Consider the following 26,187-nt stretch of genomic DNA (forward strand, 5'->3'; position numbering starts at 1 on the left):
TATTCTACCACATTTGTAAGCGAAGAAAAAGAATGATTGTCAAAAAATAAAGCTAAAACTCCGATCGTTCGGAGTTCATTTTCTTTTATAAAAGCTCAAAATAAGTTGAAAAAGCAGATAATGCATAGAGCGGAGCAGTTTCAGCGCGTAAGATTCGTGGGCCTAAGCCAATTAATTTTGCACCAAGTGCCTCAAATTTTTCAACTTCTTGCGTGCTAATCCCTCCCTCTGGTCCAAAAACGAGAAGCACTTTTTTACCGACTGACAGCTCTGTCAGTGCTTTTTTCAAACCCGACATTTCTCCTGCTTTGGCCGTTTCTTCATAGGCGACAAGAATCTGATCAAAATCCTTACATTGAGTAAGAAAAGTCGTAAAGTCTTCAAAAAGTTCGACCTGCGGAATCTGCAACCTCCGAGATTGCTCGGCAGCACCCCGTGCAATTTTTTTCAGCTTTTCTTGTTTTTTAGCCAATTTTTTCCTATCCCATTTGGCTACAGACCATTTGAAGGGCGCCGACCAAATGGCTGAAGCACCCAGTTCAGTGGCCTTTTCTGTAATAAAATCAAGCTTATCACCTTTTGGAAACCCGACAGCAACCGTCACTGCAACTGGTAGTTCTGACTGCTCGGTAAGCCGTTCAATCAATCTGACCGAACGGTCAGAAACAGAAACCACTTCTACTAAACCCAACTCTCCTTTATCAAACACCAGACGGAGCTGCTCCTTTGGCTGAGTACGCATTACTGTAAATATATGATGTGCAGCAGCTTCTTCATCGATTGTGATAAGAGCACCTACTTCAGGTCTTTCTTTAAAAATAAAATATTGATTTGCCATTGTCCTTTAAGAGTTTACACGACGTTTACAACAGCTGTAAACTCATCCTCCAATTACACCTTCTCTGTTCTCAGTTTTTTTGAAAATCACACAGTTCCACTCCCCTTGAATCATCCGTGTTTCAAGGAAAAAGCCTGCAGCCTCAGCGGAAGCAATTACCATTTCTGCCTTATCTGCGATAATTCCTGACATGATAAGATAACCCTCTTCTTTGACTAAGCGATAAGCATCCTCAGTCATTAGGACTAAAATATCCGCTAAGATATTGGCCACAATGACATCTGCCGTTTGAGTAACCCCTTCAAGGAGGTTATTTGCTGAAACATGGATTTTTTCATGTCCTGGATTAAGTTCGATATTTTCTCGAGCTACACGCACCGCCACTTCATCAATATCATAAGCAAAAATTTCTTTAGCGCCCAGATAGCTTGCTGCCACAGAGAGTACCCCTGAACCTGTACCCACATCAAGCAAAGTTTCGCCGCCACGAAGGATTTGTTCTAGAGCATAAAGTGACATCTTAGTCGTTGGGTGGGTACCTGTTCCAAAGGCCATGCCTGGGTCAAGTCGAATCAATTTTTCAGAACCTGTGGCTTCGTAGTCTTCTGTCCAGCTAGGGACAATCGTCAAATCATGTGTGATACGTGCGGGTTCAAAATATTTTTTCCAAGCTTCTTCCCAATTTGTCTCTGACAGATTGTTTGTTTTCACTGACAAGCCTGTCAGTGAAAAATAATCACTCAAACGAGCAATTTTATGTTCCAACTCTGCTTTCAGTTCGACAATGGGCATATTTTCAGGATAATATGCCGTAACTTCCACATAGTCAGATTGCTCAACCTTTGGCAAAACTTCGCCAAATTGATCTTCATGTGTCAAATAATCCGCACTGTCGTTGATTTCAACGCCGCCAGCGCCAGCTTCAATCAAGAGTGCTGAAATTGCTTCTTCAGCCTCCCGAACAATGGTTACAGTAATGGAATTCCAATTATTCATCTTTATCTCTTTCTAAGGTTTGTCTCTCCCGACAAAACGGTTCTTGCCTAACAAAAAGCCAATGGCGCGCGCCACATTGCGCTCAATAGCTTCTTGGCTTTTTAATTTGGCGATATAGCGGTTAATCTCAAGTTGCTTGGATGGCGTCAAAGCTTCAAACACTTCCTGAGCATCGGGATTTGCCGCTAAGGCTTCTTTGAAAGGCTGTGGCTGCTCAATGAGCCGAGGCTCAGCATCGTAGGCAATCGTCATTTGTAGGGTTTCGCCAATTCTTTGGGGTGAATTTTTTAGCATTTTCATATTGACATACAAGCGCCACTGCCCTTTGAAAAACATGAGATTTTGCTGATAGGGCTTGTCATTGACGGCACCGCAAATGGGAATAGGTGATTTTTCTTTGCCTGCTGCCTTAAAAATTTCTTGTAAAATGGCTGATGGCACCGTCACAAAAGGATTAACCCCGACAATTTCTAATTCAGCTGTAAATTCATGAGTTCTCATCATTATTTTTCCTCAAGAGCACGTGATTGAAAAATGAAAGTGCAACAAATTCAGACTTATCACAAACTTCCCATTCAACTTTAAACATTTTATCTGCCCAATCAGTTTCTATTTTAAACTCATTAGGCTGTAAAGCCCAAAAAGTCCGTAAGCCATACGTTTTAAAAGTACTGACAGCGCCGTCAGCTTCTAGCATAGTCGCTATATCATAATAATGAATCTTGCCAAACATCTGATTAACTTTTGACGCTCCTCTCAGTAAAGCGTAAGCTTCGTCCAAGGCATTTTCAAAGACAACTTTTTGCATCAGTGCTCCTGCGTGATTGTGTTTGACAATCGAAATGAAGCCTTCTTTACTGATCAGGCGAGCAAATTCTCGCAACATCGCCAGGCGCTCTTTTGGTGCATATTCAAAAACGTTATGACAGAGAATGACGTCAAAACTTCCGTCAGTAAAGGCGCTAAGCGCTGAAAGTCCACCAACAATCTGCTCATAGGTATTTTCTTGCTGCCGATTTTCCACCATTTCCAAATCGGGTTCAACTGCCACTACCTCATTATGCGCAGCAAAGTGATTAGCATTCCAGCCAAAGCCCGAACCGAAATCCAAGATTTTCTGACCTTCAAGCTGACCAACTTGTGCCCATACCATCCGATAGTAGAGCTGCATCCAAGGACTTTCCCACTGATCAAAATAATTTTGTAAACTTGCTTTCATTTTTCGTACACTTTCTGGCTTACCGCCCTGTCAGTTCATTTTTCAAGCTTCGTCAGTTCTTTTTGCATACGCGAGACGAACTTTTTAGCTGACGCGAAGTCTTCATCATCTAAATATTCTGCATCATTTTCAAGTTGGTCAATCCAACCTAGTATTTCTGCATTACGATTGTCCACGCCCAATTTTTTAAACTTCGTCAGTAAAATTTTAAGTGTTTTCGCCAGCTGTAAACTTCGATAACGCCGTTCTGAGCGACGTTTTGCCAAAATCAGTTTGTAATCTTGTTGGGGATTTTCCCAAGGAGAATGTCGCTCTGCCATCTTTTACCTCCAGCAAGTCATCGTTTCTTACAAAATACGAGTTGTCCATTCTTCACAGTTAATGACATCAGAAACTAGACCTTCATAAAATTCTGGTTCATGTGAAACCATCAAAACAGTTCCCGGATATTCAATAAGTGCACGCTTGAGTTCTTCTTTAGCGTCCACGTCCAAATGATTGGTTGGTTCATCCAAGATGAGAATGTTAGATTCGGTATTCATTAATTTCGCAAAACGTAATTTTGCTTGTTCTCCACCTGAAAGAACATAAACACGTGATTCAATTTGTTTGGCCGTCAAGCCCACCCGAGCAAGTGCCCCGCGGAGTTCTGCTTGATTCCAACTTGGATATTCATCCCATAAATCATCAAGTACCGTTTTTTGCGAAGGATTTTTGATTTCTTGCTCATAGTAAGCAATATCTTGGAAATTCCCTTTTTCAACTTCCCCATCAAGACTTGGAATCAAGCCCATTAAACTCTTGAGCAAAGTCGATTTCCCAATCCCGTTGGAACCAATAAAGGCAATTTTTTGTCCAGATTCTACTTTTAAATTAATTTCTGACGACAAAGGTTCATTGTAACCAATGACTAAATCTTTCGCCTCAAAAACGAGACGACTTGGTTTTCGACTAAATTTAAAATCAAAATGAGGTTTTGGCTTTTCAGAAATCGTTTCAACAATTTCCATTTTCGCCAATTTTTTCTCACGCGCTTTTGCTTGGCCAGACGTTGCCACATTCGCTTTTTTACGGGCTATGAAATCTTTAAGTTTAGCTTGCTCAGCGACCTGCGCATTATGCAAAGCTTCAAGCTGTGCCTTTTTCTCTTCAAAGACACGTTCAAATTCCGCATAACCCATTGAATAACGGGTAATCCCTAGACCATGCACATGATAAATGATATTGACCACTTCATCCATAAAGGGCACATCATGCGAAATCAAAATAAAGGCATTTTCATAGTTTTTAAGGTAATTTTTTAGCCATAAAATGTGTTCTTCGTCCAAATAGTTCGTTGGTTCATCCAAAAGCAAGATGTCTGGTTTTTCAAGCAAAAGTTTGCCAAGCAAGATTTTCGTTCTTTGCCCCCCAGAAAGCTCGGCCACATCTTTATCCAACAGAGGAGTTAAACCAAGCCCTCGGGCTGTTTCTTCAACTTTGGCGTCAATGAGATAAAAATCACTATTATCCAATTCTTCTTGAAGCTCTCCGACATTCTCAAGCGCAGCATTCATCTCGTCTGCTGACATTTCTGCCATTTTCATGTAAGTGTCATTGATTTGCGCCTCTATATCAAAAAGATATTGAAAAGCCTCAGCCAAAGCTTCACGCGTCGTTTTACCTTTTCCGAGTGCGGCATGCTGATCCATATAGCCAACCCGATGTTTTTTCGACCAAATCACTTTTCCTTCATCAGGTACCAGTGTTCCTGTGATAATGTTCATGAACGTTGATTTACCCTCACCATTTGCCCCAACAAAGCCAATATGCTCGCCTTTTAGCAAACGGAAACTTACATTTTCAAATATCGCACGATCACCAAAACCGTGGGATAAGTTTTTTACATTTAAAATACTCATTGTTTACTTGTTAATTCTTTCTAAAAATTTTAGTAGCGCGGATATTTGTAAAGTTCTGTTTCTGACAAAGCGGTCAGTCCACTTGCGAAGCGGTCAGCATCCCATTTGACCGAAAATGCTTCAGCTTCATCGTCCGCCAGAAAATCCATGAGGTCATCCAAGCCTTGGTCGGCTGTTTCTTGCAAAAATTGTGTGAAATAAGCCAAAAATTCACGAGAAAGTCCTTTTTCTGAATAAGGAATTGCCGCCAGATAGTCAGCCTCATCAAAACGTGATTTGGCTGGGTTATAAAAGATTACCGCGTCCTCATACATGATATTTTCAGCCGACTCAACTCCGTCAGCATCGACAACATCAACGCCTGCCGCATTTTCAACTTCTAGTAAAAAGCTGACCTCTACCGCAAAGTTACGCTTGTCCCAGTTCATCTCAAAATCATAAGAAAAGCCTTTTTCTAGCTCTTCTTCTAAAATATCTAAAAATCCAAATTTAGCCATGTTCAAACCTCATCTTTATTATGTTAAAATAATTATAACAAAAAATACTTAGAGATTAGCCTGTTTTTTAGACATCTCGGAAATAAATTTTACTGATGCTCCATTACTGACGTATAACTTGTTGAAAAATTAGCCCAACTTGACAGTAAAACTAAGCTTCTGACGGAGCTGTCAGCAATCTTTAGGGATGGATAAGCAGGTTGGAGGGTATCTGTATGAACATTCGTAAAATAGAACCGCGGGATTTCGCTATTGTCGCTCAACTTGAAAATAAAAATTGGACCCTAGACTCAACTCCTCATGTGATGGAGTCCTCTGCTGAAAAAATTATTGAGAAAATTACTCATGGTATGGGCTATTTTCTTGCTGTAGAAGATGAAAAAATTCTTGGTGTTTTAGATTATGGCCCACGACATAAATCCGAATTTGGGCAGCACGTTATCACTTTTGGTGTAATGACTGATGAGAATGCACGTGGTAAAGGCGTGGCCTCTCGACTTATACAGTTTTTCATCGAGTACGCGCGAAAAGAGGGTTATCAAAAAATTACTATTCAGGCAATGGGATCAAACCCCCAAGCATTAGCCCTCTATAAAAAACTTGGTTTCATTGAAGAAGGACGCTTACGCAATGAATTTTTTATCCATGGCCGTTATATAGATGACTATATTTTAGGCTTTCCTCTCAATAAATAAGCCAAGTAACCCAAGTTTACACAACTGTAAACACAGCGACAGGAGATTAAGATGACACAAAATCTGGCGCGGCGGATGAGACCGCGAAATATTGATGAGATTATCGGTCAAAAACATTTAGTTGGGAAAGGAAAGATCATCCGTCGTATGGTGGAAACTCAGCTTTTATCAAGCATGATTCTTTACGGTCCACCAGGGATAGGCAAGACATCTATTGCTTCAGCTATAGCTGGTACCATGAATGCCGCTTTTCGCACTTTTAATGCCACGACAGACACTAAAAAAAGACTTCAAGAAATTGCAGCAGAAGCTGAATTTTCGGGTCAACTCGTCTTGCTCCTTGATGAAATCCATCGCCTTGATAAGCCTAAGCAAGATTTTTTGTTACCACTTTTAGAAAATGGACAAATTATCCTAATTGGTGCGACGACTGAGAACCCCTACTTTTCAGTGGTTCCTGCCATCCGTTCCCGCGTGCAAATATTTGAGTTAAAACCGCTAGAACCACAAGATTTAGAAGAAGCTGTAAACTTAAGTTTACACGATAAAGAACGAGGATTTGACTTTTCAGTAACACTTGATGAGGATGCACTCTATTTTCTAGTCCATTCAACCAACGGCGATTTGCGTTCCACTTTTAATGCACTAGAATTAGCTGTTTTATCAAGTGAAAACCATCATGTCACACTTGATGATATGGAAAATTCTCTTCAACGTAAAGCGGCGACATTTGATAAAGATGGAGATGCACATTACGACTTACTTTCAGCGTTACAAAAATCAATTCGTGGTTCTGATGTCAACGCCAGTTTACACTACGCAGCACGTCTGATTGAAGGTGGCGATCTTCAAAGCTTGGCGCGACGACTGACCGTCATGGCGTACGAAGATATTGGTTTAGCTAATCCAGATGCTGCAGTTCATACGGTACTGGGACTTCAAGCAGCAGAGAAATTAGGGTTTCCTGAAGCACGTATTCCACTTGCTAATATTATCATTGACTTAGCTCTTTCTCCCAAATCAAATGCAGCCTACACCGCCATGGATGAAGCCTTGGCTGACTTGGGGAAATACGGGAATCTTCCCGTACCTTCTCATCTCCAAGATGGTCATTATGCTGGAGCGAAAGATTTAGGGCGCTCTGTCAGTTACATGTACGCCCATAATTACCCTGGGCATTGGGTGGATCAACAGTATTTACCTGATAAAATAAAAAAAGCCAATTACTTCCACCCAGATGATATGGGAAAATATGAACGTGCCCTCCACAACAGAAAACAATGGATTGATGAACAGAAAGGAGGTACAGGTGGTAAATCGAGTACCAAAGAGTAAAGTTGCTATAGCTCGTCTCCTCCTTATTAAGATATTATGACTGAAGAAATTGTACAACTTCCACTCCATCTGATTGTAAAGAACCCTTACCAGCCCCGCCTAGTCTTTGACACGGATAAGCTAGAAGAGCTCGCACAGTCTATAAAAGAAAATGGAGTACTCCAACCTATCATCGTTCGTAAATCGGACCTCTTAGGTTATGAATTATTGGCTGGCGAGCGTCGTTTTCAGGCTTCAAAATTAGCAGGCAAAACATATATACCTGCTCTTATCAGAGAATACACGGATCAAGAAATGATGACCCTGTCAATATTAGAAAATTTGCAACGTGAAAATCTCAACCCTGTTGAAGAGGCACGTAGTTTGACACAACTTTCTGAAAGGTTAGGGCTGACACATGAAGAAATAGCTAAAACTCTCGGGAAATCACGTTCCTATGTTTCGAACCTCATCCGCCTCCTCAGCTTACCTGCTCCTTTACTTGATTATGTCGAAAAAGGAGAGCTTTCACCTGCACATGGGAGGACCCTGCTTGCAGAAAAGAACTTACAAAAACAACGTCTCCTTGCAGAAAAAGCTATTGCTGAGCACCTCAATGTCCGAGAACTGGAAAGGCTGATTTATGGAGAAAGGAGACACTCCTCGCCTCCTCCTGCTCGGAAAGCGTCCGCCAATATTTTCATTAATGAAACTGAACAACTCTTACACCAAGCTCTAGGAAATAAAGTCAAAATCAAAGCCAATAAAAATTATCAAGGAACACTGTCCATCGACTTTACTACCCTAGAAGAGCTGGAACAACTAATAAAACTATTAAAAAAATGAACTTACAGAGCCGTAAGTTCATTTTTTTCAACCTCGCAAAGCTCGTAAAGCATAGAGGATAGAAATAACATCAATCACTTCTTGGAACAGAGCACCTATTACCGCAGGTATAACCCCTGCTGCTGCAATAAACATCAAGATAATACAAATCACAATCCCAATCATTACTGCTTGCTTAGCTATCTTCATTGTGTCTCTACTGATTTGAATTGATTGCGTCACCTTAGATAGGTCGTTTTGCAGTAACACGATATCTGCCGCTTCACTCGCTACGGTTCCTGAGCCAACACCAATAGAGATGCCTACGTCAGCTGTTGCAAGTGCTGGGGCATCATTCACCCCATCCCCTACCATAATTATAGGTCTTTCCTCAGCTTCTTTAATAAAGGTTAACTTTTCATCTGGCATGAGCCCAGCGTGTATCTCGCTGATGCCTACATCAGAAGCAATTTTTTTAGCAACCGTTTCATTATCCCCCGTAAGCATCGCGATACGAGAAAGGCCTAATTGACGCAGTTTTTTAATGGTCTCTTTAGCTTCTGGACGCAACGTGTCAGTAAAAGTTATCGCTCCAATGTACTTACCAGCACGACTTACATAAAAGGCCGTTTCATAATTTAATCCCTCAGGTGCGTTGACAAAGCTTTTTCGGCCTATCTTTATCTCCTGATTGTCTATCGTCCCCACTACACCTAAACCCGCTACTTCACTTAAAGAGTCCATCGGCAAAACAGCCATACCTTTTTGCTGTGCGTAATCTGATACAGCTTTCGCTAAGATATGACCACTAGAACGTTCCAGACTGTAAACCAACTGTAAAAGTTCAGTGATACTCACCTCCCCTACTGGCTCCAAGGTGTCCACTTCTATTTTTCCCTCTGTGATGGTACCGGTCTTATCAAGAAATATTCCTTTCGCTTTGGCCAATTTCTCTATAACAGTACCATTTTTGACTAATGCTCCATTTTGACTCGTACGACTCATCCCTGATACGAAGGCTATAGGAGCCGCTAAAATTAAAGGGCATGGACTAGCCACCACAAGGACCTCAGCGATCCGTACAGGGTCACCGGAGATGAAGTAGGCGATCGCAGCAATAAGGTAGGCAATAATCGTAAAAGGAACCGCGTAACGATCGGCCAAGCGGACAAACTGTGCGGGTGTTTCTTCTGCCGCTTTAACAAGCTGGACAATCTTTTGAAATTGCGAATCTGAAGCCAAGACGAGCGTTTCAATTTCGATAGTAGAATTGCCATTTACCGCTCCAGACATTACCTCATTTCCTTGCAGCAATTCATTAGGCTTCGTTTCTCCAGTGACTGACGCTTCATTAAGCACAACAGCCTCAGACAGCAATTTTCCATCAATCGGAATAACTTCCATGGGTTTAATCAGAAGTTTACTCCCAATCGCTACCTCTTCAAGTGGAACATCCTCAATATGCCCTTTTTTTTGGACATGGGCAATTGTTGGTGATTTATCCAACAATGCTGTCAGAGCCCGATTCGCACGACCTGCTGCATAATCCTCGAGGCTTTCCCCACCTACAAGCATTAAAATGATAATTAAAGCAGCCCAATATTCCCCAAAAGTCAAGGTTGCAATGATTGCAGTGATTGCTAACAAATCAACCCCGTAAGAACCACTTCGTAATGTTTTTATCATCTCAATGAACATACTGAGGGCCAAGAGCCCTCCCGCTATGGTCACAATCAGACGAGCTATAAGTGGCTCCCCAAAAACAAATGAGGCTACGAGTGCAGCCAGTGCGATGATAAAAACAAAGATTAACTTTTTCCAGTTTTTCATCTTTTTTCTCCTTAAATTTTTTGTCCTTGAACAATGCCCTGCATTATGGGAGAATTTTTTCTACTTAATTTCTCCACACGCCGCTTTGATTCTTTCGAAGCTGAGCTTAAACTTTAAGGGTTTTTCCTGATTTTCCTTACTTCTATTCTATCAAAAAAGCAAAGCTATTAAGTGAACTTATGCTGTCAAAGGTTTTTGTCAAAGCCTCTCACCCATGTGTCAGCTTTTTTTAAGACTATTTTGTCAAGTATTTTTACTTTACAAAACTTGCATTTCCTAAAATTTATGCTATACTAGTAAAGTACGTTTTTGCACGCTTGCAAAAATCGATAAAATCTACGGAGGAAAAAAATCATGGCAGTACCTGCACGTCACACTTCATCAGCAAAGAAAAACCGTCGTCGTACACACTACAAATTGACAGCTCCAACTGTTACTTTTGACGAAACTACTGGTGACTACCGTCACTCACACCGCGTTTCACTTAAAGGCTACTACAAAGGCCGCAAAGTCCGCGAAACAAAGTAATTTTAGAAAGGAAGTAATATACTATGGCAGCTGGAGTACGTACACACGTTATTCTCGAACATAAAGAATCAGGCGAACGTCTTTACCTTACACAAAAGAACAAACGTAACACACCTGACAAACTTGAACTTAAAAAATACTCTCCAAAATTGCGCAAACACGTAATCTTTAAAGAAGTTAAATAAGTTTTTAATAAAGAAATAAAAACTACACTGTTTAGTGTAGTTTTTTTAAATCCAAATAGTTGTATCTAAAAATATTTTGCGCTATAATCCATTGCATTAAAGCGAGGGCGAGCTATTATAAATAGCTTAGTAAATAAAAAACAGAAAAGAGATAAAATGACTAAAGCACTCATTGTTGTAACGAACACCCCCAAGTATGATAAAATCAATCGTCTCACTGGTCTGTGGTTAAGCGAACTTACCCACTTCTACGATGTTATGCTTAAAAATAATATCGAAGCAGATTTTGTGAGTCCCAACGGAGGGTATGTCCCATTAGATCCAAGCAGTCTAACGAATCTTGATGAAGTGGACAACAAGTATTATACGAATGCTTCCTTTCAAAATAAAGCGCTCAGCCAAACCCTAAAACCGGAAGAAATCAATCCTGATGACTACACCATCATTTATTATACTGGTGGTCACGGGACCATGTGGGATTTCCCAGAATCACGAGCCATTGCCGATATTGCTAGTCATATTTATACTAAAGGCGGTATCGTAAGCGCGGTCTGTCACGGAGTAGTAGGCCTGCTACCAGTTAAAGGGCAAAACCATCGGCTCCTCATTGAGGGCAAAACCCTTACCGGCTTTAGTAATGCTGAAGAAGCTGCCAATCAAACGACAGCGGAAGTACCCTTTTTGACAGAAGATGCCTTAATCAAGGCGGGAGCTAATTATCAAGCTGAAGCACCTTTTACCTCGGTCGTCCAAGTCTCAGAACGCTTGGTAACTGGTCAAAACCCTCAGTCTGCTAAAGCAGTTGCTGAAAAAGTAATCACTTTACTTTAAAAATTTTCCCTGTATCGTAAAAAGAGACGATAACAGGGCTTTTTTTGTTATAATTGATAAATCAATCTATGAAATAACATCGTTTAGAAACCTATAATTTCCAGGTTTCTGATAAAAACTCTTAAAGAAAGTGAGTTCCTATGCCCACCTCAAAACCATCCCCCTTCTTTATCTGGGGACTTATCCTGCTAGGGTTTGCTATCCGTGTGCCCTTTACTACCCTAACTCCTGTGCTTAATCAAATTGCGCAGGCGTTACACGTATCGGTCGATTCCCTTGGTATTTTAACAACCGTTCCGCTATTAATGTTTGCTCTTTTTTCTTCCTTAGCGCCCAAACTCGCCCAATATTCAGGAATCGAACGTTTATTCACCATGGCCTTACTCGCTATGGTTATAGGCTCTTTCATCCGAATCTTTAACGTCCCAACCCTTTATTTAGGAACCATTATTATTGGGGCCGCTATTGCGATGTTAAATGTCTTACTGCCTGCACTGATTTTGGTTAATCAACCTCATCAAATTGGTCGTTATACCACTCTATATACGACTGCTATGACAGTTGCCATGGCTATTTTTTCTGCACTTGCAGTCCCCATTGTAATGGCCTCATCTTGGAAAATATTAATATTGGTACTAACAGCTTTGCTCGTCGTCACTTTAGTCGTTTGGCTTCCCAATAACAAAAATAATCATAAACTTCAACTTTCCCAAGAGATAAGTAATGCCTCCCGTGAGAAACTCTGGAAAAACAAATTAGCGTGGTTTCTTCTCGTCTTTGGCGGTCTACAGTCTTTTCTCTTTTATACTGGTGTCACCTGGTTGCCTACTATGGCACAAGATGCGGGAATTTCAGCTGGACTAACAGGAATACTGGCAGGCGTCTACACTTTGATTGGAATGCCCTTCTCACTTTTTCTTCCCATTGCGCTCACACGCTTAGAACTTAAGCAACGCCGCTATCTCATGGGTGGTATCAGTGGACTCGGCATAGTTTCACTGATTCTACTGTTAATCCCGTTGAATAACTTTATCTATTGGTTGGTTATTAATGCTTTGTTAGGTTTGACTGTTGGTGCGCTCTTTCCCTACCTCATGACTAGTTTATCTTTGAAAACAACTTCTGCTCATCAAGCTGCCCAGCTTTCTGGTATGGTTCAGACTGGGGGATATTTCCTTGCTGCAGTCGGACCGATTGGTTTTGGTTATGCGCACGTCCTTTTTCAATCATGGTTTCCCGCAAAAGTTATTCTGTTAATTCTAGCGGCTGTAATGACTTTTTGTTTGCTTTATGTGGAACGTTTTGAAAAAATTTAAAAGCAGTACGGTAGCTGCTTTTTTTATCCTATATTAAAACACACTGCTACAGTGTGTTTTAATGAGGTCGTTCAATTTTGAAGCTTTTGCCAATTTTAGCATAATCATTTCCTGCAAGTCGTGCAATAGGTCCTAATGCCTCTATATCGATATAAAATTTTTCCGTGTCTATAACATCATCGGTAAATGATAGAGAGACAACTTCTAGTAAAACCAGATGACCCTCTTGGCCCAAAGAGATATCTTGATAAAGCTGTGTTTCAAACCTCACCCTACTCTTTACTAAACTTGGGACGTTGACTATTTGGGAGGGTTCTAAGTCCAGAGCAAACTTTTCTGCCTCACTCTCATTTGCAGCTAACTTTGCGGCTGTTTGATTCATCAGTACAACATTATCACTGTTTATCAGATGAACCACAGCTTCTTTTGTAGTTCGTAGATTAAGGTAACTGTCCTTCTCTCCCGTGAATGCCACAGAGAGTAGCGGAGGGTTTGCGGAGGCAACATTAAAAAAACTAAAAGGAGCAACATTCACAAGACCCTCCTCATTTTGGGTCGTTAACCAAGCGATAGGTCGTGGAACAATGCTACCAGAAAGGAGTTTATAAATGAGTTGCTCGTCCAACTCTTTAGCTCTATAAGATTTCATGAGAAATCCTTTCTATTCGAGTGCTTCAATAGGGGAGCCAGCTTTACGTTGTTCAACACGCTCCAGTGTCCATAAGTCATCCATTGAGCGATCTCGCATGGTGTCTGAGGTATCTAGAGGACGAAGAGCCGCAGCAGTCCGCGCTTTAGTTGCTTCATCTCCTGGGAAGAGATGAGGAGGAAGGCTGAGTTGTTTTCCAGATTCTTCTTTGGATTCATCTATCCAAAAACCTGATGTGATCAGTGCTTCTTCATAACTATCCACTTGACCTAAACCGGATTTAGCCATTTCTAATGCCCCAATACCTGGTGTATAAGTAGCAATTTCAAACAATACACCGGGTGCGACACGGACATATTCACTTGAAAAATAGAAGCGGTCTACTAGGCCAGAGTTCGGCAAACGAAAGGCATTAATTCGTTCAATCCAATAATTTAAACTATCAGGATCAGTTGTGCCAAGGGCTAGATGATGAATGGTTCCATAACCTTGATAGGCGTAAACATCTTCTTGTGCAGCTTCTTCTAGGATTAGCGCTGCTCCATTTCCCCCTTGCGCCACTTCATAAAGAGAGAGAGAACCCTCTGTACCAGCATAACGAAAACCAAATACCGACTCCAAGACTAATCGAAGGCCTTCAGGATTTTCTACTTTCACAAAGACTGGTCCAAGACCAGTGATGCCATGCTCTGCAGGAACGTTAGAAAGCTGCCAAGAGCGCCCCTTAGAAGGTGCCCCTGTATTAGATTGATCTGAGATCAGTTGATAGCGTTGTCCATCAAAATCTTCAAATTCAAGTGTTTGTTGACCAAACTTTTCTTGGATTTTACCATGTGAGACATGCGCCTTTGTGAAGCGTTCTTCCCAGTAGTCAAGTGAAGCGTCACTCGGTACTCGAAAAGAAGCACGCTCAATATTATTCATACCATGCTTTCCTTGAGGAATCCCTTTAAAATCAAAGAAAGTCATATCCGCCCCTTTGCCGTCTTCCTCTGTAAAATACAGATGATAAGTTTCATAATCATCTTGGTTAACCGTTAATTTGGCGAGACGGAGTCCTAAAATATTAGTGAAAAAATCATAGATTTTTTGTGCACTTGAGGTAATGGCGGTAACGTGGTGCACTCCCCCTAAAATGTAAGAATTAGGGATGGATGGATAAATTATTTCAGTCATGTGCTTTCTCCATTTCTGATCTATTAGCAGAAGCTGCTGATGGCTTCATCAGTTGCTTTATCATTATTACTTTTTATTTGTAGCTGCTGACAAGTCTGTCAGCCACTGCTTTGCTGCCCAAACTTCTTCTTCGCTCAGCTGATGACCCAAAGTACTTTCAAATACTGTCAGACGACAGTCCGCACTTTCTAATTCTGTCTTTAGTGAATTAAAATTATCTAAGGGGACAATTTCATCATTTTTAGCGTAAGTTAAAAAGAGGGAGCGCGATTTTTTTTCCCGTAGGGTAGGGTGTTCTTTGAGACGCATAGCATGGAAGGCGATGCTATTATCAAAGGCAATCAAGTCGGATAAGAGCATATCAAGAAGAATATTGGCCCCGTTAGAATAACCCAAGGCAATCATTCTTGAAAGATCGAGCTCATGTTTTTGACTAAGCTCAATAATTGTTTGAGACAACCATTGACTTTCTTTCGCCAAGGAGTTCAAGTCAAAATTACCAGGTGTAAATCCCCCAGTCCCTCTGAGTTTGAAATAGCGGCGAGGTCCATCAGGGTTTACACGACCTGCGATGGACAAAATGGGATGTCCAGGCGCTACAAGTTCTGCTAGAGGCAAAAGTTGTTGCTCATCACCGCCCGTGCTATGTAAAAGTAAAAGCGGAGCTAACTTATTGTCGCCAGGTTTAAATAAATAATCGGTCACTTTGCTCTCCTTCTACTGAACTTAGGATTGATTGTTAGTGTGTCTTACTTGCTCAGTTTGAAATACAAATCTGCAATATTTCCTTCAAAAGTTTCTGTTTTTCCCTCTACAATGAGTTCTACAACTTTTGCCGCATCATCAATGGCTGGGATTTCGCGATTTTGCAAAGTGACAAATTCGTCAACGCTGCTAAATTCTTTTGTTCCTGTACGTCCATCAAGGGTTTTAAATGTTACTTTCATTTTTTCTACCAACTTTCTGTTCTTTATGTTTACAATTGTAAACGAAAAGAGTTTTCTTGTCAAGAATTAAGATTGAATTCAATCAAAAAAAGTCGAGCGCGTCGACTTTTTTATTTTTTGAAGTTATTTGATAATCATCACACTGCATGGGGAGTGTTTAACTACTGATACAGCCGTAGAACCAAGCAACATCCGGTCAAGAGCACCTTTTCCTGATGAGCCCATAACAATTAAGTCAATCTCATGCTCTTTGGCAAAATCAACGATTTCTTTTTTCGCTGAACCATCTACTCGAACTTCTTCGTATTTTGCTTCATTACCAATCAAGGCAGTTGCCCGATCTAGAATATCGTTTGCTTCTTCATCAAGGTCTTCTTCCACAATTGGTACAGCGGGCACCACGGGCACAGCAGGTGCAGAAACTGCAGGCATCGGTGCTGCTGCTGCATAGAGATTCATTTTATCAGTAGCAAACAGAATAAACAGTTGAGCATCGCTCAGTTTGGAAATGACGACAGCTTCCTTTACAGCCGCTTCAGCTTGTTCGGAACCATCAACGGCAACTAGGATTTTTTTGTAATTTTTCATCATTGTAAGCGCCCTCCTCCTTAACATTTTACGTTATTTTTAGTAAGAAGTCCAAATAAACGGCGCATAATCTATTAAATAGAATACAAAGAATTAGGAAACTCATATTTCTGTTGGACTTTTAGTACCATTTTCTGCCCTTACGATTTAAAGAAAATATTTTTCTTTTTATTTAAGTTTCATTTCAGCTATATAACATATAATATTTTTCATACTCCTAAATAAACTTTTTCATAAATTACTCCTAAAACTTCCGTCTACTCCACGGAAGTTTTTTTTCAATTTAGAGGTTTGAAATGGTATAATTATTTTAAAAATGGGAGGTTCCCAATGGTTAAAACACTGGTTGAAAAATTAAAACTCAACTCATTTGAGAGTAAACTCCTGCTCCACCGTCCTGATTCAAGCTATTTAGCTGATTTAGAGCACTTTGATCTTACTGACAGCTCGGTCAGCAAAGGAAACTATCATTTGGTTATTGACTTTGTTGAGAATGCGCAAAAGCTAAAAGAAAGTTTCAGAAGTTTGCATGATAAGATTAGACCAGAAGGCCTCTATGTCGTCGCTTATCCTAAAAAAGGAAACAAAAAATTTGAAACTTTTATTCACCGAGACCAGCTTTTTGACCTCCTCCATGCCAACCGGGATACTGGGAAAATAGAGGGGACTTCCTTCAAGTTTAATCGCATGGTGGCGCTCGATGAGAGCTATACTGTCATTGCTCTCAAGAATATAGCCCAGCAAAAAACCAGAAAAATGCCTACGCCAAGTCAACGTATCGCCGATTACCAACACCGAGTGCCTGAGCTTTCAAAACTATTGACAGCTCGGTCAGCTGAATTGGCCTTCTTTGAAAGTCTATCACCCGGTTATCAACGAGACTGGGCACGATATATCTACTCAGCGAAACAGCAGAAGACTCGAGACAGGCGCCTTAGTGACTTTCTAGCTGCTATGCACGCGCGTATTAAGACGGCAGCGCTCTATAAAACTACCTTAAAATAAAAACGTTCACGGAAAGGACAACATACAATGAATGAAAAAGTCGTAGCAATTACAGGAGCATCAAACGGAATGGGGCTAGAAGCCGCCAAACTTTTTGCAAATAAAGGTTGGAAAGTCTTTGCAGGAGCGCGTCGGGTGGAAAAAATACCACGTGATGCCGATCGAATTGTGGCGCTCCATCTTGATGTTACAAATACAGACTCCAATCATGCTTTTGTGACGCACATTTTAAAAGAGGCTGGACACATTGATGTTCTAATCAACAATGCTGGTTATGGCGAATATGGTCCTGCTGAAGAAATCTCAATGACGAAGATACGCAATCAATTTGAAACTAATTTTTTTGGTGCAGTTGAATTAACGCAACTGGTCTTGCCAACAATGCGGGCTCAAAATTACGGGCGGATCGTGAATATTTCTTCTATAGGGGGTGATGTCTACATGCCCCTTGGAGCCTACTACCATGCAACAAAAGCAGCACTTCAACAATGGAGTGATGTCTTAGACCTTGAGGTTGCCCAGTTTGGTATTCGTTCGGTTTGTGTGCAACCCGGGGGGACTCAATCCAGCTGGGGAACGATTGCTCTTAAAAATTCACACAGTAACATGAGGGAAAATTCAGCTTACCAACCTTTGGTTGACACTGTTTCAGCGGGGCTTGATCGTTTTATGCAGCGGAGTGTGAAGGCTTCGGATTTAGCGGAGGTCTTCTATAAAGCAGCAACTGAACTTAAGCCAAGTTTACGTTATTTACACGCTTTCGGCGATAAATTTATGGTTAATGTGGCACGTAGACATCCCAAAATTTTCCGCAAAGCAATGATTATAGCCATGCGTTACTTTGAAAAACAAAATACTTCAAAATAAAAAATGAGCGATTGGTTGTCGCTCATTTTTTATTTAGGAGTAAACTTTATGAAAAATTTAATTGGAATAAATATATTATAAGCAGCTTCGCTTAAGTTTTACTAAAATAGCACTAAAGCGAAACTGAACTTGCGCCTTCCCCTCATACAACCTTACTTAACAATTATTGAGAACCATGTCTAGCAAGCGCTGTTTATCTTGAGGGATTTTTTCTAGAAAAGTGAGCTTTATAAAGTGTCTTTTTTATGATAGAATAGGGGCAGAATGCTTATTTTTGAGCACAAAAGTAGTCAAACTACTTTATCGAAAAATATTTGAGAAAATTTCTCATCAATAAAAAAAGGAAAATACATGCTTACAGTATCTGATATTTCATTACAATTCTCTGACCGCAAGCTTTTTGACGAAGTAAACATCAAGTTTACACCGGGAAACTGTTACGGTTTAATCGGTGCCAATGGTGCTGGTAAATCAACTTTCTTGAAAATCTTGGACGGTGAAATTCAACCAACAACAGGTCACATCTCAATGGGGCCAAACGAACGCATGTCTGTTCTTCGTCAAAATCATTACGATTACGAAGACCAAACACCACTTGATGTCGTGATGATGGGGAATGAAAAACTTTTCGCCATTAATCAAGAAAAAAATGCCATTTACATGAACCCTGATGCGACAGATGATGACTTCATGAAAGCTGCCGAACTTGAGGCAGAATTTGGCGAAATGGGTGGTTATGAAGCCGAAGCCGATGCTGCTCGTCTTTTGCAAAACCTCGGCATTAAAACTGAACAACATACAGATTTAATGGCCAATTTGACTTCTGGCGAACACGTTAAAGTCCTTCTTGCTAAAGCCCTCTTTGGTAAACCTGATGTTCTTCTTCTTGACGAACCAACCAATGGGCTGGATATTCAAGCGATTGCTTGGCTGGAAGAGTTTTTGATTAATTTTGAAAATACGGTTATCGTTGTTTCCCATGACCGTCACTTCTTGAACAACGTTTGTACTTATATGGCTGACCTTGACTATGGTAAAATCAAACTTTACCCAGGGAACTATGATTTCTGGAAAGAATCTTCTGAACTTGCTCTGCGCTTGCAAGGGGATGCTAATCGTAAAGCCGAAGAAAAAATTGCTGAGTTGAAAGACTTTATCGCGCGTTTCTCTGCGAATGCGTCTAAATCAAAACAAGCAACTTCACGTAAGAAAATGCTTGATAAAATTGAAGTTGAAGAATTCGTTCCTTCATCACGCAAATATCCTTTTGTTGGTTTTGAACAAGAACGCGAAATTGGTAATGATTTACTTCGTGTAGAAAATCTTTCGATTGCCATCGATGGCGAAATGATTTTAGAAAACATTTCCTTTATCTTGAACCCAGGCGATAAGACCGTCTTCATCGGGCAAAATGATATTCAACAAACGACCCTGATTCGTGCACTTATGGATGATACTGAAGACAATTGGACGGTGACTGGCGAGATTAAATGGGGCGTGACGACTTCTCGTTCATACTTACCAAAAGATAACAGCAAAGACTTTGATACTACGGATTCTATCTTGGATTGGCTTCGCCAGTTTGTCTTGACGAAAGAGGAAGATGATAATACTTATCTTCGCGGTTTCCTCGGACGTATGCTCTTCAAAGGGGAAGAATCTCTGAAATCAGTGAATGTTCTTTCAGGGGGAGAAAAAGTGCGCGTGATGCTTTCTAAAATGATGCTTCAACGTGCTAATGTGCTGGTGTTGGATGATCCAACCAATCACTTGGATTTGGAATCTATTTCTGCACTTAATGATGGTTTGAAAGCTTTCAAAGGCTCTATTCTCTTTGCTTCTCATGACCGTGAATTTATCAATACTATTGCTAATCACATTGTTGTTCTTGGCAAATCTGGGGTCATTGACCGTATTGGTGAAACCTATGATGATTTCTTAGAAAATACTGAAGTACAAGAAAAAGTCAAAGCACTTTGGGAAAATAATTAAAATTTATAGTTCTGTCAGTAATTTTTACTGACAGAATTCCTTTTCATTCACTGATAGCGCTATCAGTAATAGTTTGCAAGGATAGAAAGCGTATATTTCACATGGAGCAATTCGATATCTATAATTCTCGAAAACTTAAGAACGGAGAGTTGGGTGTCCGGGGAACCCCTCTAAAAAATGGACAATATCGTTATGTTGTTCGTGTAATCATTTTTAATCTAAAAGGCGATAAGGTCTTGATACAACAACGCCAAGCATCTAAGTCGAGTTGGCCTAATTTTTGGGATTTTACCGCTGCGGGTGGACTTTTAGCTGGTGAAAGCTTGGCTGAGGGAGCAGGACGTGAGCTTTTTGAAGAAACTGGGATTGTTTATGATTTTTCTGAAACTCCTAGTCGAATGACTGTTCGTTTTTACGAAGGTTGGTCTGAAATTTTTTTAATTCAACGTGATATTGAGATTAATAACTTAAAACTTCAAAACTCCGAAGTACAGGCTGCCAAATGGGTAAGTGAACCCGAGCTTCTAAAACTTATTAATACTGGCAAATTTATTCCTTTCCACTACGCAAAAAATATTTTTGATTATTTACGTTTTAGTGGCGAAACGAATTTTGGAGGTTGAATAGTGATTAAAAATATCATTTTTGATTTGGGTGGGGTGATATTAGACACAGATGTAAAAAAATCTATTGCTGCTTTTGCTTTGCTTGACATTAACTTTCCAAAAGTTGCTACTCCTGAATTTTGGAAAAATCTTAATGCGATTGGTCCATATTCTTTAGACGAGTTTTCTAAAATGATTTGTACGTCAACACTAAAACTCGTTACAAATCAGCAAATAGAGACCGCTTGGATTGCTTTGCTGGGAGATTTCAACGCTCGGCGCATGACCTTTTTAGAAAGTATAAATCTATTCACTATAAATCCTTGAAAGAAGGAGAATTTAATTCCTTATGAAAAATAATTTAAAACTTTTTGCAACCGATATGGATGGAACGTTTTTACGTAATGACCATTCTTACAACCATAAAAAACTTGCTGAGCTCATTCCACAGATTCAAGCCAAGGGACTTATTTTCGCTGCTTCTTCAGGACGTTCCTTACTTGGGTTAACCCAAGTATTTTCAGAATATAAAGATCACATGGCTTTTGTGGCTGAAAATGGCGGAGTCGTAGCTTATCAAGGAAAAATTCTTTTTGCGAAGGATTTAAGCATTGCGCAAACTCAAGAACTTATTGACGCACTGCAAGAAATGCCCTATAGTCCTAAACAAGATTATTTAATTTCAGGGCTTAAGGGAGCTTACTACCCTGAAGGAATTTCCGAAGATTACTTGAAACATGCCAAACTCTATTATCCTAATTGCCAACTTTATCACGACTTGGCAGATATTGATGACAAGCTTTTGAAAATCACGACAGATTTTCCAGATAAACATGTGCGTGACTGTGAGCAATGGGTAACCAACCGCCTGCCTTTCATTCGTGCTACAACCACAGGATTTACGAGTATTGATATTGTACCCACGGGTATTTCTAAAGCTTCTGGCCTCGCGCATCTTTTAGCCCATTTCAATTGGTTACCAGAAAACCTCGCAGTATTTGGTGATCAAATGAATGATTTTGAAATGTTAGAATATGCTGGTGCTGCTTATGCCGTAAGTAATGCAGCTCCGGAAATCTTAGCGATTGCTGACAAAGTTATCCTGAGCAACGATGAAGATGCTGTTCTTCTCGAGATTGAAAAAATTCTAAGAGAGGTTTAATCCTCTCTTGGCATACCGAAAGATGAAATCACCAAAAGTGACGCCTGCGTCACTTTTTCTGTTATAATTTTAATGATAACTTATTTGATTTGGAGAATTTTATATGAAAATTGCAATTGATGCAATGGGAGGAGATTTCGCTCCCGAAAATATCGTCAAAGGAGTCAATTTGGCGAAAAAAGAACTGACGAATGTGACTTTTCAACTTTACGGCGATAAAGCTAAAATAAAGGAATACTTAGAAGATGAACAAAATGTGGAAATTATCGAAACGACCGAGGTCATTGATTTCCACGATGACCCCGTCGCTGTTATCAAATCGAAAAAAGATAGCTCTCTCGTCCGAGCCGTAACAGCAGTCAAAAAAGGCGAAGCTGATGCTGTTTTATCAGCTGGATCAACAGGGGCACTTTTAACCGCTGGTTTGATGCTTGTCAAACGCATCAAACAAGTTTCGCGCCCTGCTTTGATGTCTACTCTCCCCACACTTGATGGACGTGGCTTTGACATGCTAGATCTTGGAGCTAACACCGAAAATACCGCTCAACACTTGGTAGATTTCGCCATTTTGGGAGCCTATTATGCTGAAAACGTTCGTGGTATTACGCAACCTCGCGTTGCCCTTATTTCTAACGGTGCCGAAGAGTCAAAAGGTTCACCTGCCGTTAAAGAAGCACATGCGCTTCTCTCTGCAATGAACGAAATTAACTTTATTGGTAATATCGAATCACGTGATATCTTAGAAGGCGGCGCAGATGTCGTTGTTGCTGATGGTTTCACGGGAAACGCCATTTTGAAGTCAATAGAAGGTACAATGAGTGGTGTCTTTAAACTCATTAAATCGACGATTAAAAACGGAAGTTTGAAAACAAAAATTGGGGGAGCTTTGGTGGCGCCTGCCCTTGCCAGCCTTAAAGATTTAGCTGGTAGCGGTGGAGGAGCAGCATTTGTTGGATTAAAGGCTCCTGTAGTAAAAGCACACGGTAATTCTGGTGCTGAAGAAATCGCCCAAGCCTTACGTCAAGTCCACAAGATGGTCGACTCTGACGTATCTGGTAAATTAGTTAATCATTTTGAAAATATGAACAAATAAAAAACTCGGAAAACCGAGTTTTTTTGCTGACAAGTCCGTCAGTGACTTTTTATCCCTCACTTTTTACTTCGCCAGTCGTATTTTGTACCAAAATAATTAAAAATCACCACCTCAGCTACAAGAATCAAAATAACATAATTATAGGTCGCTTCATTACCAAAAACAAACCAGTAAACCGCCCAAATTAAGAGCAGAGCAATAATTATCCCGGCCCAAAAAGCATGCCTTTGATAAAGTTTTTGTGGAAGAGGTTTGGGCGGGGATTTTTTATCTTTAATCAACAAGGATAAAACAAGGCCGATAACTAAAGTTACTAAGCCCCAATTTCTAGCTGGATAGGCCGCTAAGAAGAAAATTCCAGCACCAACAACTAGAAAAAGGGAACTGACCGACCAAAAAGCATATTCTTTTTTTGTCATCTTTAATCCTTTCTATCCTGCCTCACCCATAACCTTACTGACGAGGCTGTCAGTAAAGTTTACAAACGTTTTACCGTATTGACATCAGCACCCTTCGCCTTATTTTCTTTGGTTTTCAGCCACGCTTCTCTTGCCGTATCGTCTAGCTTGACAATGAAGTAAATTAGTACTAGCGCCAGCAAAATACCACTGCCTAAAACTAAAACAGAGAGGGTAAAACTAGTTAATAAGACCAGTGAGAATAAGCTACTTCCAAGCCCAACCCAGATAAACTTTTTCTTGAGATTGGCTAGGCCAGTTGATAAATATTGCACAAAACTCATAAAAACGGTCAACCCACTCAAAAAAACATAGTTTCCTGTCAGAAAAAGGGCCATAGCCGAAAGAGTCGACAAGATAATCGCCCAAGTTGGTGTACCAAATCGGTTAGTTTTGGCGACAAACATGGGCACATCCTCATGAGCCTGCGCAAGGCTGGCTAGGATGGTTGGGGTATTGAAAGTCGTCGCCACAATAACGCCTAAAATGGATAAGCAAATCCCGACCACAAATAAAGGAATCCCAATCATTCCTACAATTTTACTGAAAGCGGTCGCTGCCGGCACTAGTGTATTTACTAAGGAAGGACCTAGAACACCAATGGTAATGGCTTGAATGATCAAATAAACTGACAGGCAAGTCAACATGACCAGGGTCAACATTTTTGGCAAATTTTTGGCGGGATTTTTCATTTTCTCCGCATTAACTGGTAAAAACGAAAAGCCTGTAAAGAAGAAAAATACGGTACCATAAGCTGACAGAAAACCGTGTAAACCCGAATTTTTTACTGACGAGGCTGTCAGTAAATTTTCAGCGCTAAAATGGCTCCCTTTTACTATCCAAACGCAGCTGAAGATAAAAATCATTACCAGTGCAATTTTGACAAAAGATGTCAAATTATCCAATCCTGCAATCAAGGCGCTGCCAAAATAAGAGAGAAGACCGAGAAGCAGAATAAGCCCTAAACCAAACAAAAGTCCATTAAAGTGCGGTAAAATCATTTTCAGTGCAGTCAAAAGAGCCGAAACTTCTGTTGCCAATGTGACCGTTCCCAAAATCCAGGTCACCATGCCAACGACAAACCCCGGAAAACGACCAAAGGTTTCCTTGACATAGACAAACGCTCCGCCATTTTTAGAATAAATTTTACTCATGTTAGCATAAGCAAAGGCAATCACTGAGACAGACAAACCCGCCAATAGAATGGCCCCTAAACTCATCAGTCCAGCTTCCTGATAAATCTTACCTGAAAGCAAGAAAATCCCTGATCCAATAATAGAATTTATGCCTAATAAATAAATGGCGACAGGTGAAAGTAAAGCGGGCTTTTTCATCACAACACCTCTTTCTAAAATGATATCGTTTTCTTTTTTTCTTTAAACAGATTATATCAGAAATTGACGAAAAGAGTGCTCTAAAAGAACATCTTTAAATATCAGTTAAAAAAACGCCCTCAGGCGTTCTTTTCTAGTTCTCCATAAAAGCAAAAAAGCAACCATTAGGAGTCTGAAAGTTAAATGTTTGCTTATCTCCAATCGTCTCAAGTTCACTCGTAAAGCCTCCGAGCACCTCCACACGATCGTGCCACTCCCCGATGTCATCTACCGTAAACAGCAAAGAGGGCTTATTTTCTGCCACCTCAGGGCTTACAGCTCGGATAAATTGGATATCCCAAATCTGTAAGAGCGCATTTCCTTTATTATCTGGCGCAAAGGTTACGGTCTCACTTCCTTCTACCTCCTGAAAAGCAATCTCAGTAAAGCCAATAGCGCTGAAAAAACGCCGCTCTAGAGCAACATTCTCTACATACAGTTGTGTGCTCATTTTAAGGGTCATTGTTGCTCCTCCTTTTGTGTACGCTTATTTATAAACGCTTAAAAAAAAGCAGGAAAAAACTCTACTTTTTACGCTCTGTTAGGCTAGATGAGCTTCTAAGCTAATTTCTTGCACACCTGCAAGAGCCCGTGATACAGGACAATTGTTTTTTGTATACTCCGCAATTTCTGCAAAATCAGCTTGTGAAAGTCCCGGGATATCGCTTACGTTCTTTAAATGAATCTTCGCTACCGTTGGTGCACCATCTACTACATCAAAAGTGACCTCAGCTGTAGTATCAATTGATTTAGCGACTAACTTCTTTTCTCCCAAAAAGAGAGCCAGAGCTTGAGAAAAACAAGCCGCATGAGCCGCTCCAAGTAATTCTTCAGGTGTTGTAATATGCACTTGGCTTTCTGCTCGAGCTTTAAAATTATAAGGTGCTTCCGTGAAGAGTTGGGAAGATTCTGCGGAAATTGTCCCAAAACCTTCTTCCAGACTATCTTCCCAATGAGCTGATGCTACTGATATATTTGCCATGATTTTCTCCTTTACAAGTCAAAAGCGAAGACGCTTCGTTTATTTCTTAATTTACAATAGTAAAACGACGTTTACTTTTCGAGTATAGCGCTTTATTTTTGGGGAATCAAGAAATCCGTTTTATTTTTAAATGTTGACAGTTTCACACAAAAAGTGTAAAATTTATAACAATAAACAAGAAAGTAGCTTTGAGGTAGAATCTCTAGGAAGTCGGTGGCTGTGTAAACCGATGTTTCTCACAAGGTGAATGGGCTTGTTTGATGCTTAAGCAACAATTTAGAACCTCTTGGTTCTTTCCATACTGATTTAAAACAA

The 26,187-nt window shown here is 40.4% G+C and carries 31 protein-coding genes; 14 read left to right on the forward strand and 17 right to left on the reverse strand.

Annotated features, from left to right (window positions below; genetic code table 11):
- Positions 1–85: 85 nt before the first annotated feature.
- The 7 genes from JKP71_RS07955 to JKP71_RS07985 are packed head-to-tail and all read right to left on the reverse strand — an operon-like array spanning position 86 to position 5,451.
- A complete protein-coding gene (locus tag JKP71_RS07955) occupies positions 86–838 on the reverse strand; it encodes a 16S rRNA (uracil(1498)-N(3))-methyltransferase (protein ID WP_075526087.1) in 753 nt (250 codons plus the stop codon).
- A 42-nt stretch (positions 839–880) separates the two neighbouring features.
- A complete protein-coding gene (prmA, locus tag JKP71_RS07960) occupies positions 881–1,834 on the reverse strand; it encodes a 50S ribosomal protein L11 methyltransferase (RefSeq protein WP_200407623.1) in 954 nt (317 codons plus the stop codon).
- A gap of 12 nt (positions 1,835–1,846) precedes the next feature.
- Positions 1,847–2,338, reverse strand: a complete 492-nt coding sequence (locus tag JKP71_RS07965) for a YdeI/OmpD-associated family protein (RefSeq protein WP_234446122.1) — start codon at positions 2,336–2,338, stop codon at positions 1,847–1,849.
- Positions 2,322–3,053, reverse strand: coding sequence for a class I SAM-dependent methyltransferase (locus tag JKP71_RS07970; RefSeq protein WP_200407624.1), 732 nt, complete (start codon positions 3,051–3,053; stop codon positions 2,322–2,324). The genes JKP71_RS07965 and JKP71_RS07970 overlap by 17 nt, the downstream gene beginning before the upstream one ends.
- A 35-nt stretch (positions 3,054–3,088) precedes the next feature.
- Positions 3,089–3,373, reverse strand: coding sequence for a hypothetical protein (locus JKP71_RS07975; protein ID WP_200407625.1), 285 nt, complete (start codon positions 3,371–3,373; stop codon positions 3,089–3,091).
- A 27-nt stretch (positions 3,374–3,400) separates the two neighbouring features.
- The gene (locus tag JKP71_RS07980) at positions 3,401–4,954 is read right to left on the reverse strand and encodes an ABC-F family ATP-binding cassette domain-containing protein (protein WP_200407626.1); all 1,554 of its coding nucleotides are present in this window, start codon (positions 4,952–4,954) and stop codon (positions 3,401–3,403) included.
- 29 nt (positions 4,955–4,983) lie between these two features.
- Positions 4,984–5,451 (reverse strand): DUF3013 family protein, encoded by a 468-nt coding sequence (locus tag JKP71_RS07985; protein WP_200407627.1) that lies wholly within the window; start codon positions 5,449–5,451, stop codon positions 4,984–4,986.
- 215 nt (positions 5,452–5,666) lie between these two features.
- Here JKP71_RS07985 and JKP71_RS07990 point away from each other — a divergent pair, with 215 nt between their 5' ends.
- Genes JKP71_RS07990 through JKP71_RS08000 form a run of 3 tightly spaced genes read left to right on the forward strand, consistent with a single transcriptional unit; the run spans position 5,667 to position 8,306 of the window.
- The gene (locus JKP71_RS07990) at positions 5,667–6,146 is read left to right on the forward strand and encodes a GNAT family N-acetyltransferase (protein ID WP_200407628.1); all 480 of its coding nucleotides are present in this window, start codon (positions 5,667–5,669) and stop codon (positions 6,144–6,146) included.
- A gap of 51 nt (positions 6,147–6,197) precedes the next feature.
- Positions 6,198–7,481 (forward strand): replication-associated recombination protein A, encoded by a 1,284-nt coding sequence (locus JKP71_RS07995; protein WP_075526094.1) that lies wholly within the window; start codon positions 6,198–6,200, stop codon positions 7,479–7,481.
- A gap of 36 nt (positions 7,482–7,517) precedes the next feature.
- On the forward strand, positions 7,518–8,306 hold the full coding sequence (locus JKP71_RS08000; RefSeq protein ID WP_075526095.1) for a ParB/RepB/Spo0J family partition protein: 789 nt from the start codon (positions 7,518–7,520) through the stop codon (positions 8,304–8,306).
- 27 nt (positions 8,307–8,333) lie between these two features.
- Here the strand turns inward: JKP71_RS08000 and JKP71_RS08005 are convergent, their stop codons facing one another.
- The gene (locus tag JKP71_RS08005) at positions 8,334–10,115 is read right to left on the reverse strand and encodes a heavy metal translocating P-type ATPase (protein ID WP_200407629.1); all 1,782 of its coding nucleotides are present in this window, start codon (positions 10,113–10,115) and stop codon (positions 8,334–8,336) included.
- 354 nt (positions 10,116–10,469) lie between these two features.
- Here JKP71_RS08005 and rpmF point away from each other — a divergent pair, with 354 nt between their 5' ends.
- The 4 genes from rpmF to JKP71_RS08025 all read left to right on the forward strand — a co-directional run bounded on the left by rpmF (position 10,470) and on the right by JKP71_RS08025 (position 12,975).
- Positions 10,470–10,643: a 50S ribosomal protein L32 gene (rpmF, locus tag JKP71_RS08010; protein ID WP_075526098.1), complete on the forward strand. Its 174-nt coding sequence runs from the start codon at positions 10,470–10,472 to the stop codon at positions 10,641–10,643.
- A 23-nt stretch (positions 10,644–10,666) separates the two neighbouring features.
- Complete coding sequence (gene rpmG, locus JKP71_RS08015) at positions 10,667–10,828, forward strand: 50S ribosomal protein L33 (RefSeq protein ID WP_075526099.1); 162 nt, start codon at positions 10,667–10,669, stop codon at positions 10,826–10,828.
- Positions 10,829–10,984: 156 nt separating this feature from the next.
- Complete coding sequence (locus JKP71_RS08020; RefSeq protein WP_200407630.1) at positions 10,985–11,659, forward strand: type 1 glutamine amidotransferase domain-containing protein; 675 nt, start codon at positions 10,985–10,987, stop codon at positions 11,657–11,659.
- Positions 11,660–11,799: 140 nt separating this feature from the next.
- Positions 11,800–12,975, forward strand: coding sequence for an MFS transporter (locus JKP71_RS08025; protein WP_200407631.1), 1,176 nt, complete (start codon positions 11,800–11,802; stop codon positions 12,973–12,975).
- A gap of 58 nt (positions 12,976–13,033) precedes the next feature.
- On the opposite strand, the gene JKP71_RS08030 is transcribed toward JKP71_RS08025, so the two are convergent.
- The 5 genes from JKP71_RS08030 to JKP71_RS08050 form a co-directional block, all read right to left on the reverse strand.
- Positions 13,034–13,624 carry a flavin reductase family protein gene (locus JKP71_RS08030; RefSeq protein ID WP_200407632.1) on the reverse strand — a complete coding sequence of 197 codons (591 nt, stop codon included), beginning with the start codon at positions 13,622–13,624 and terminating at the stop codon, positions 13,034–13,036.
- 12 nt (positions 13,625–13,636) lie between these two features.
- Positions 13,637–14,800: a VOC family protein gene (locus tag JKP71_RS08035; protein WP_200407633.1), complete on the reverse strand. Its 1,164-nt coding sequence runs from the start codon at positions 14,798–14,800 to the stop codon at positions 13,637–13,639.
- A gap of 66 nt (positions 14,801–14,866) precedes the next feature.
- Positions 14,867–15,505, reverse strand: coding sequence for an alpha/beta hydrolase (locus tag JKP71_RS08040; protein WP_200407634.1), 639 nt, complete (start codon positions 15,503–15,505; stop codon positions 14,867–14,869).
- Between the two features lie 44 nt (positions 15,506–15,549).
- Positions 15,550–15,747 carry a DUF4649 family protein gene (locus JKP71_RS08045; protein WP_075526147.1) on the reverse strand — a complete coding sequence of 66 codons (198 nt, stop codon included), beginning with the start codon at positions 15,745–15,747 and terminating at the stop codon, positions 15,550–15,552.
- Positions 15,748–15,870: 123 nt separating this feature from the next.
- Positions 15,871–16,338: a universal stress protein gene (locus JKP71_RS08050; RefSeq protein ID WP_075526105.1), complete on the reverse strand. Its 468-nt coding sequence runs from the start codon at positions 16,336–16,338 to the stop codon at positions 15,871–15,873.
- 327 nt (positions 16,339–16,665) lie between these two features.
- On the opposite strand from JKP71_RS08050, the gene JKP71_RS08055 reads away from it, so the two are divergent.
- The 7 genes from JKP71_RS08055 (at position 16,666) to plsX (ending at position 23,059) form a co-directional block, all read left to right on the forward strand.
- A complete protein-coding gene (locus tag JKP71_RS08055) occupies positions 16,666–17,340 on the forward strand; it encodes a YdeI/OmpD-associated family protein (RefSeq protein WP_200407635.1) in 675 nt (224 codons plus the stop codon).
- Between the two features lie 27 nt (positions 17,341–17,367).
- On the forward strand, positions 17,368–18,207 hold the full coding sequence (locus JKP71_RS08060) for an SDR family NAD(P)-dependent oxidoreductase (protein ID WP_200407636.1): 840 nt from the start codon (positions 17,368–17,370) through the stop codon (positions 18,205–18,207).
- A 351-nt stretch (positions 18,208–18,558) separates the two neighbouring features.
- Positions 18,559–20,199 carry an ABC-F family ATP-binding cassette domain-containing protein gene (locus JKP71_RS08065; RefSeq protein WP_200407637.1) on the forward strand — a complete coding sequence of 547 codons (1,641 nt, stop codon included), beginning with the start codon at positions 18,559–18,561 and terminating at the stop codon, positions 20,197–20,199.
- A gap of 101 nt (positions 20,200–20,300) precedes the next feature.
- Positions 20,301–20,822 (forward strand): NUDIX hydrolase, encoded by a 522-nt coding sequence (locus tag JKP71_RS08070; RefSeq protein WP_200407638.1) that lies wholly within the window; start codon positions 20,301–20,303, stop codon positions 20,820–20,822.
- Between the two features lie 3 nt (positions 20,823–20,825).
- Positions 20,826–21,131, forward strand: a complete 306-nt coding sequence (locus JKP71_RS08075) for an HAD family hydrolase (protein ID WP_200407639.1) — start codon at positions 20,826–20,828, stop codon at positions 21,129–21,131.
- Between the two features lie 22 nt (positions 21,132–21,153).
- Positions 21,154–21,966, forward strand: a complete 813-nt coding sequence (locus JKP71_RS08080) for a Cof-type HAD-IIB family hydrolase (protein ID WP_200407640.1) — start codon at positions 21,154–21,156, stop codon at positions 21,964–21,966.
- A gap of 103 nt (positions 21,967–22,069) precedes the next feature.
- On the forward strand, positions 22,070–23,059 hold the full coding sequence (gene plsX, locus JKP71_RS08085; RefSeq protein ID WP_200407641.1) for a phosphate acyltransferase PlsX: 990 nt from the start codon (positions 22,070–22,072) through the stop codon (positions 23,057–23,059).
- A gap of 56 nt (positions 23,060–23,115) precedes the next feature.
- Here the strand turns inward: plsX and JKP71_RS08090 are convergent, their stop codons facing one another.
- The 4 genes from JKP71_RS08090 to JKP71_RS08105 form a co-directional block, all read right to left on the reverse strand.
- Positions 23,116–23,478, reverse strand: coding sequence for a hypothetical protein (locus JKP71_RS08090; protein ID WP_200407642.1), 363 nt, complete (start codon positions 23,476–23,478; stop codon positions 23,116–23,118).
- 59 nt (positions 23,479–23,537) lie between these two features.
- Positions 23,538–24,851: an APC family permease gene (locus JKP71_RS08095; RefSeq protein WP_200407643.1), complete on the reverse strand. Its 1,314-nt coding sequence runs from the start codon at positions 24,849–24,851 to the stop codon at positions 23,538–23,540.
- Positions 24,852–24,984: 133 nt separating this feature from the next.
- Positions 24,985–25,353: a VOC family protein gene (locus JKP71_RS08100; RefSeq protein WP_234446123.1), complete on the reverse strand. Its 369-nt coding sequence runs from the start codon at positions 25,351–25,353 to the stop codon at positions 24,985–24,987.
- Positions 25,354–25,431: 78 nt separating this feature from the next.
- Positions 25,432–25,872, reverse strand: coding sequence for an OsmC family peroxiredoxin (locus tag JKP71_RS08105; RefSeq protein WP_200407644.1), 441 nt, complete (start codon positions 25,870–25,872; stop codon positions 25,432–25,434).
- Positions 25,873–26,187: the final 315 nt, after the last annotated feature.

This window comes from Lactococcus taiwanensis, assembly GCF_014905395.1.
GTDB classification, from domain to species: domain Bacteria; phylum Bacillota; class Bacilli; order Lactobacillales; family Streptococcaceae; genus Lactococcus; species Lactococcus taiwanensis.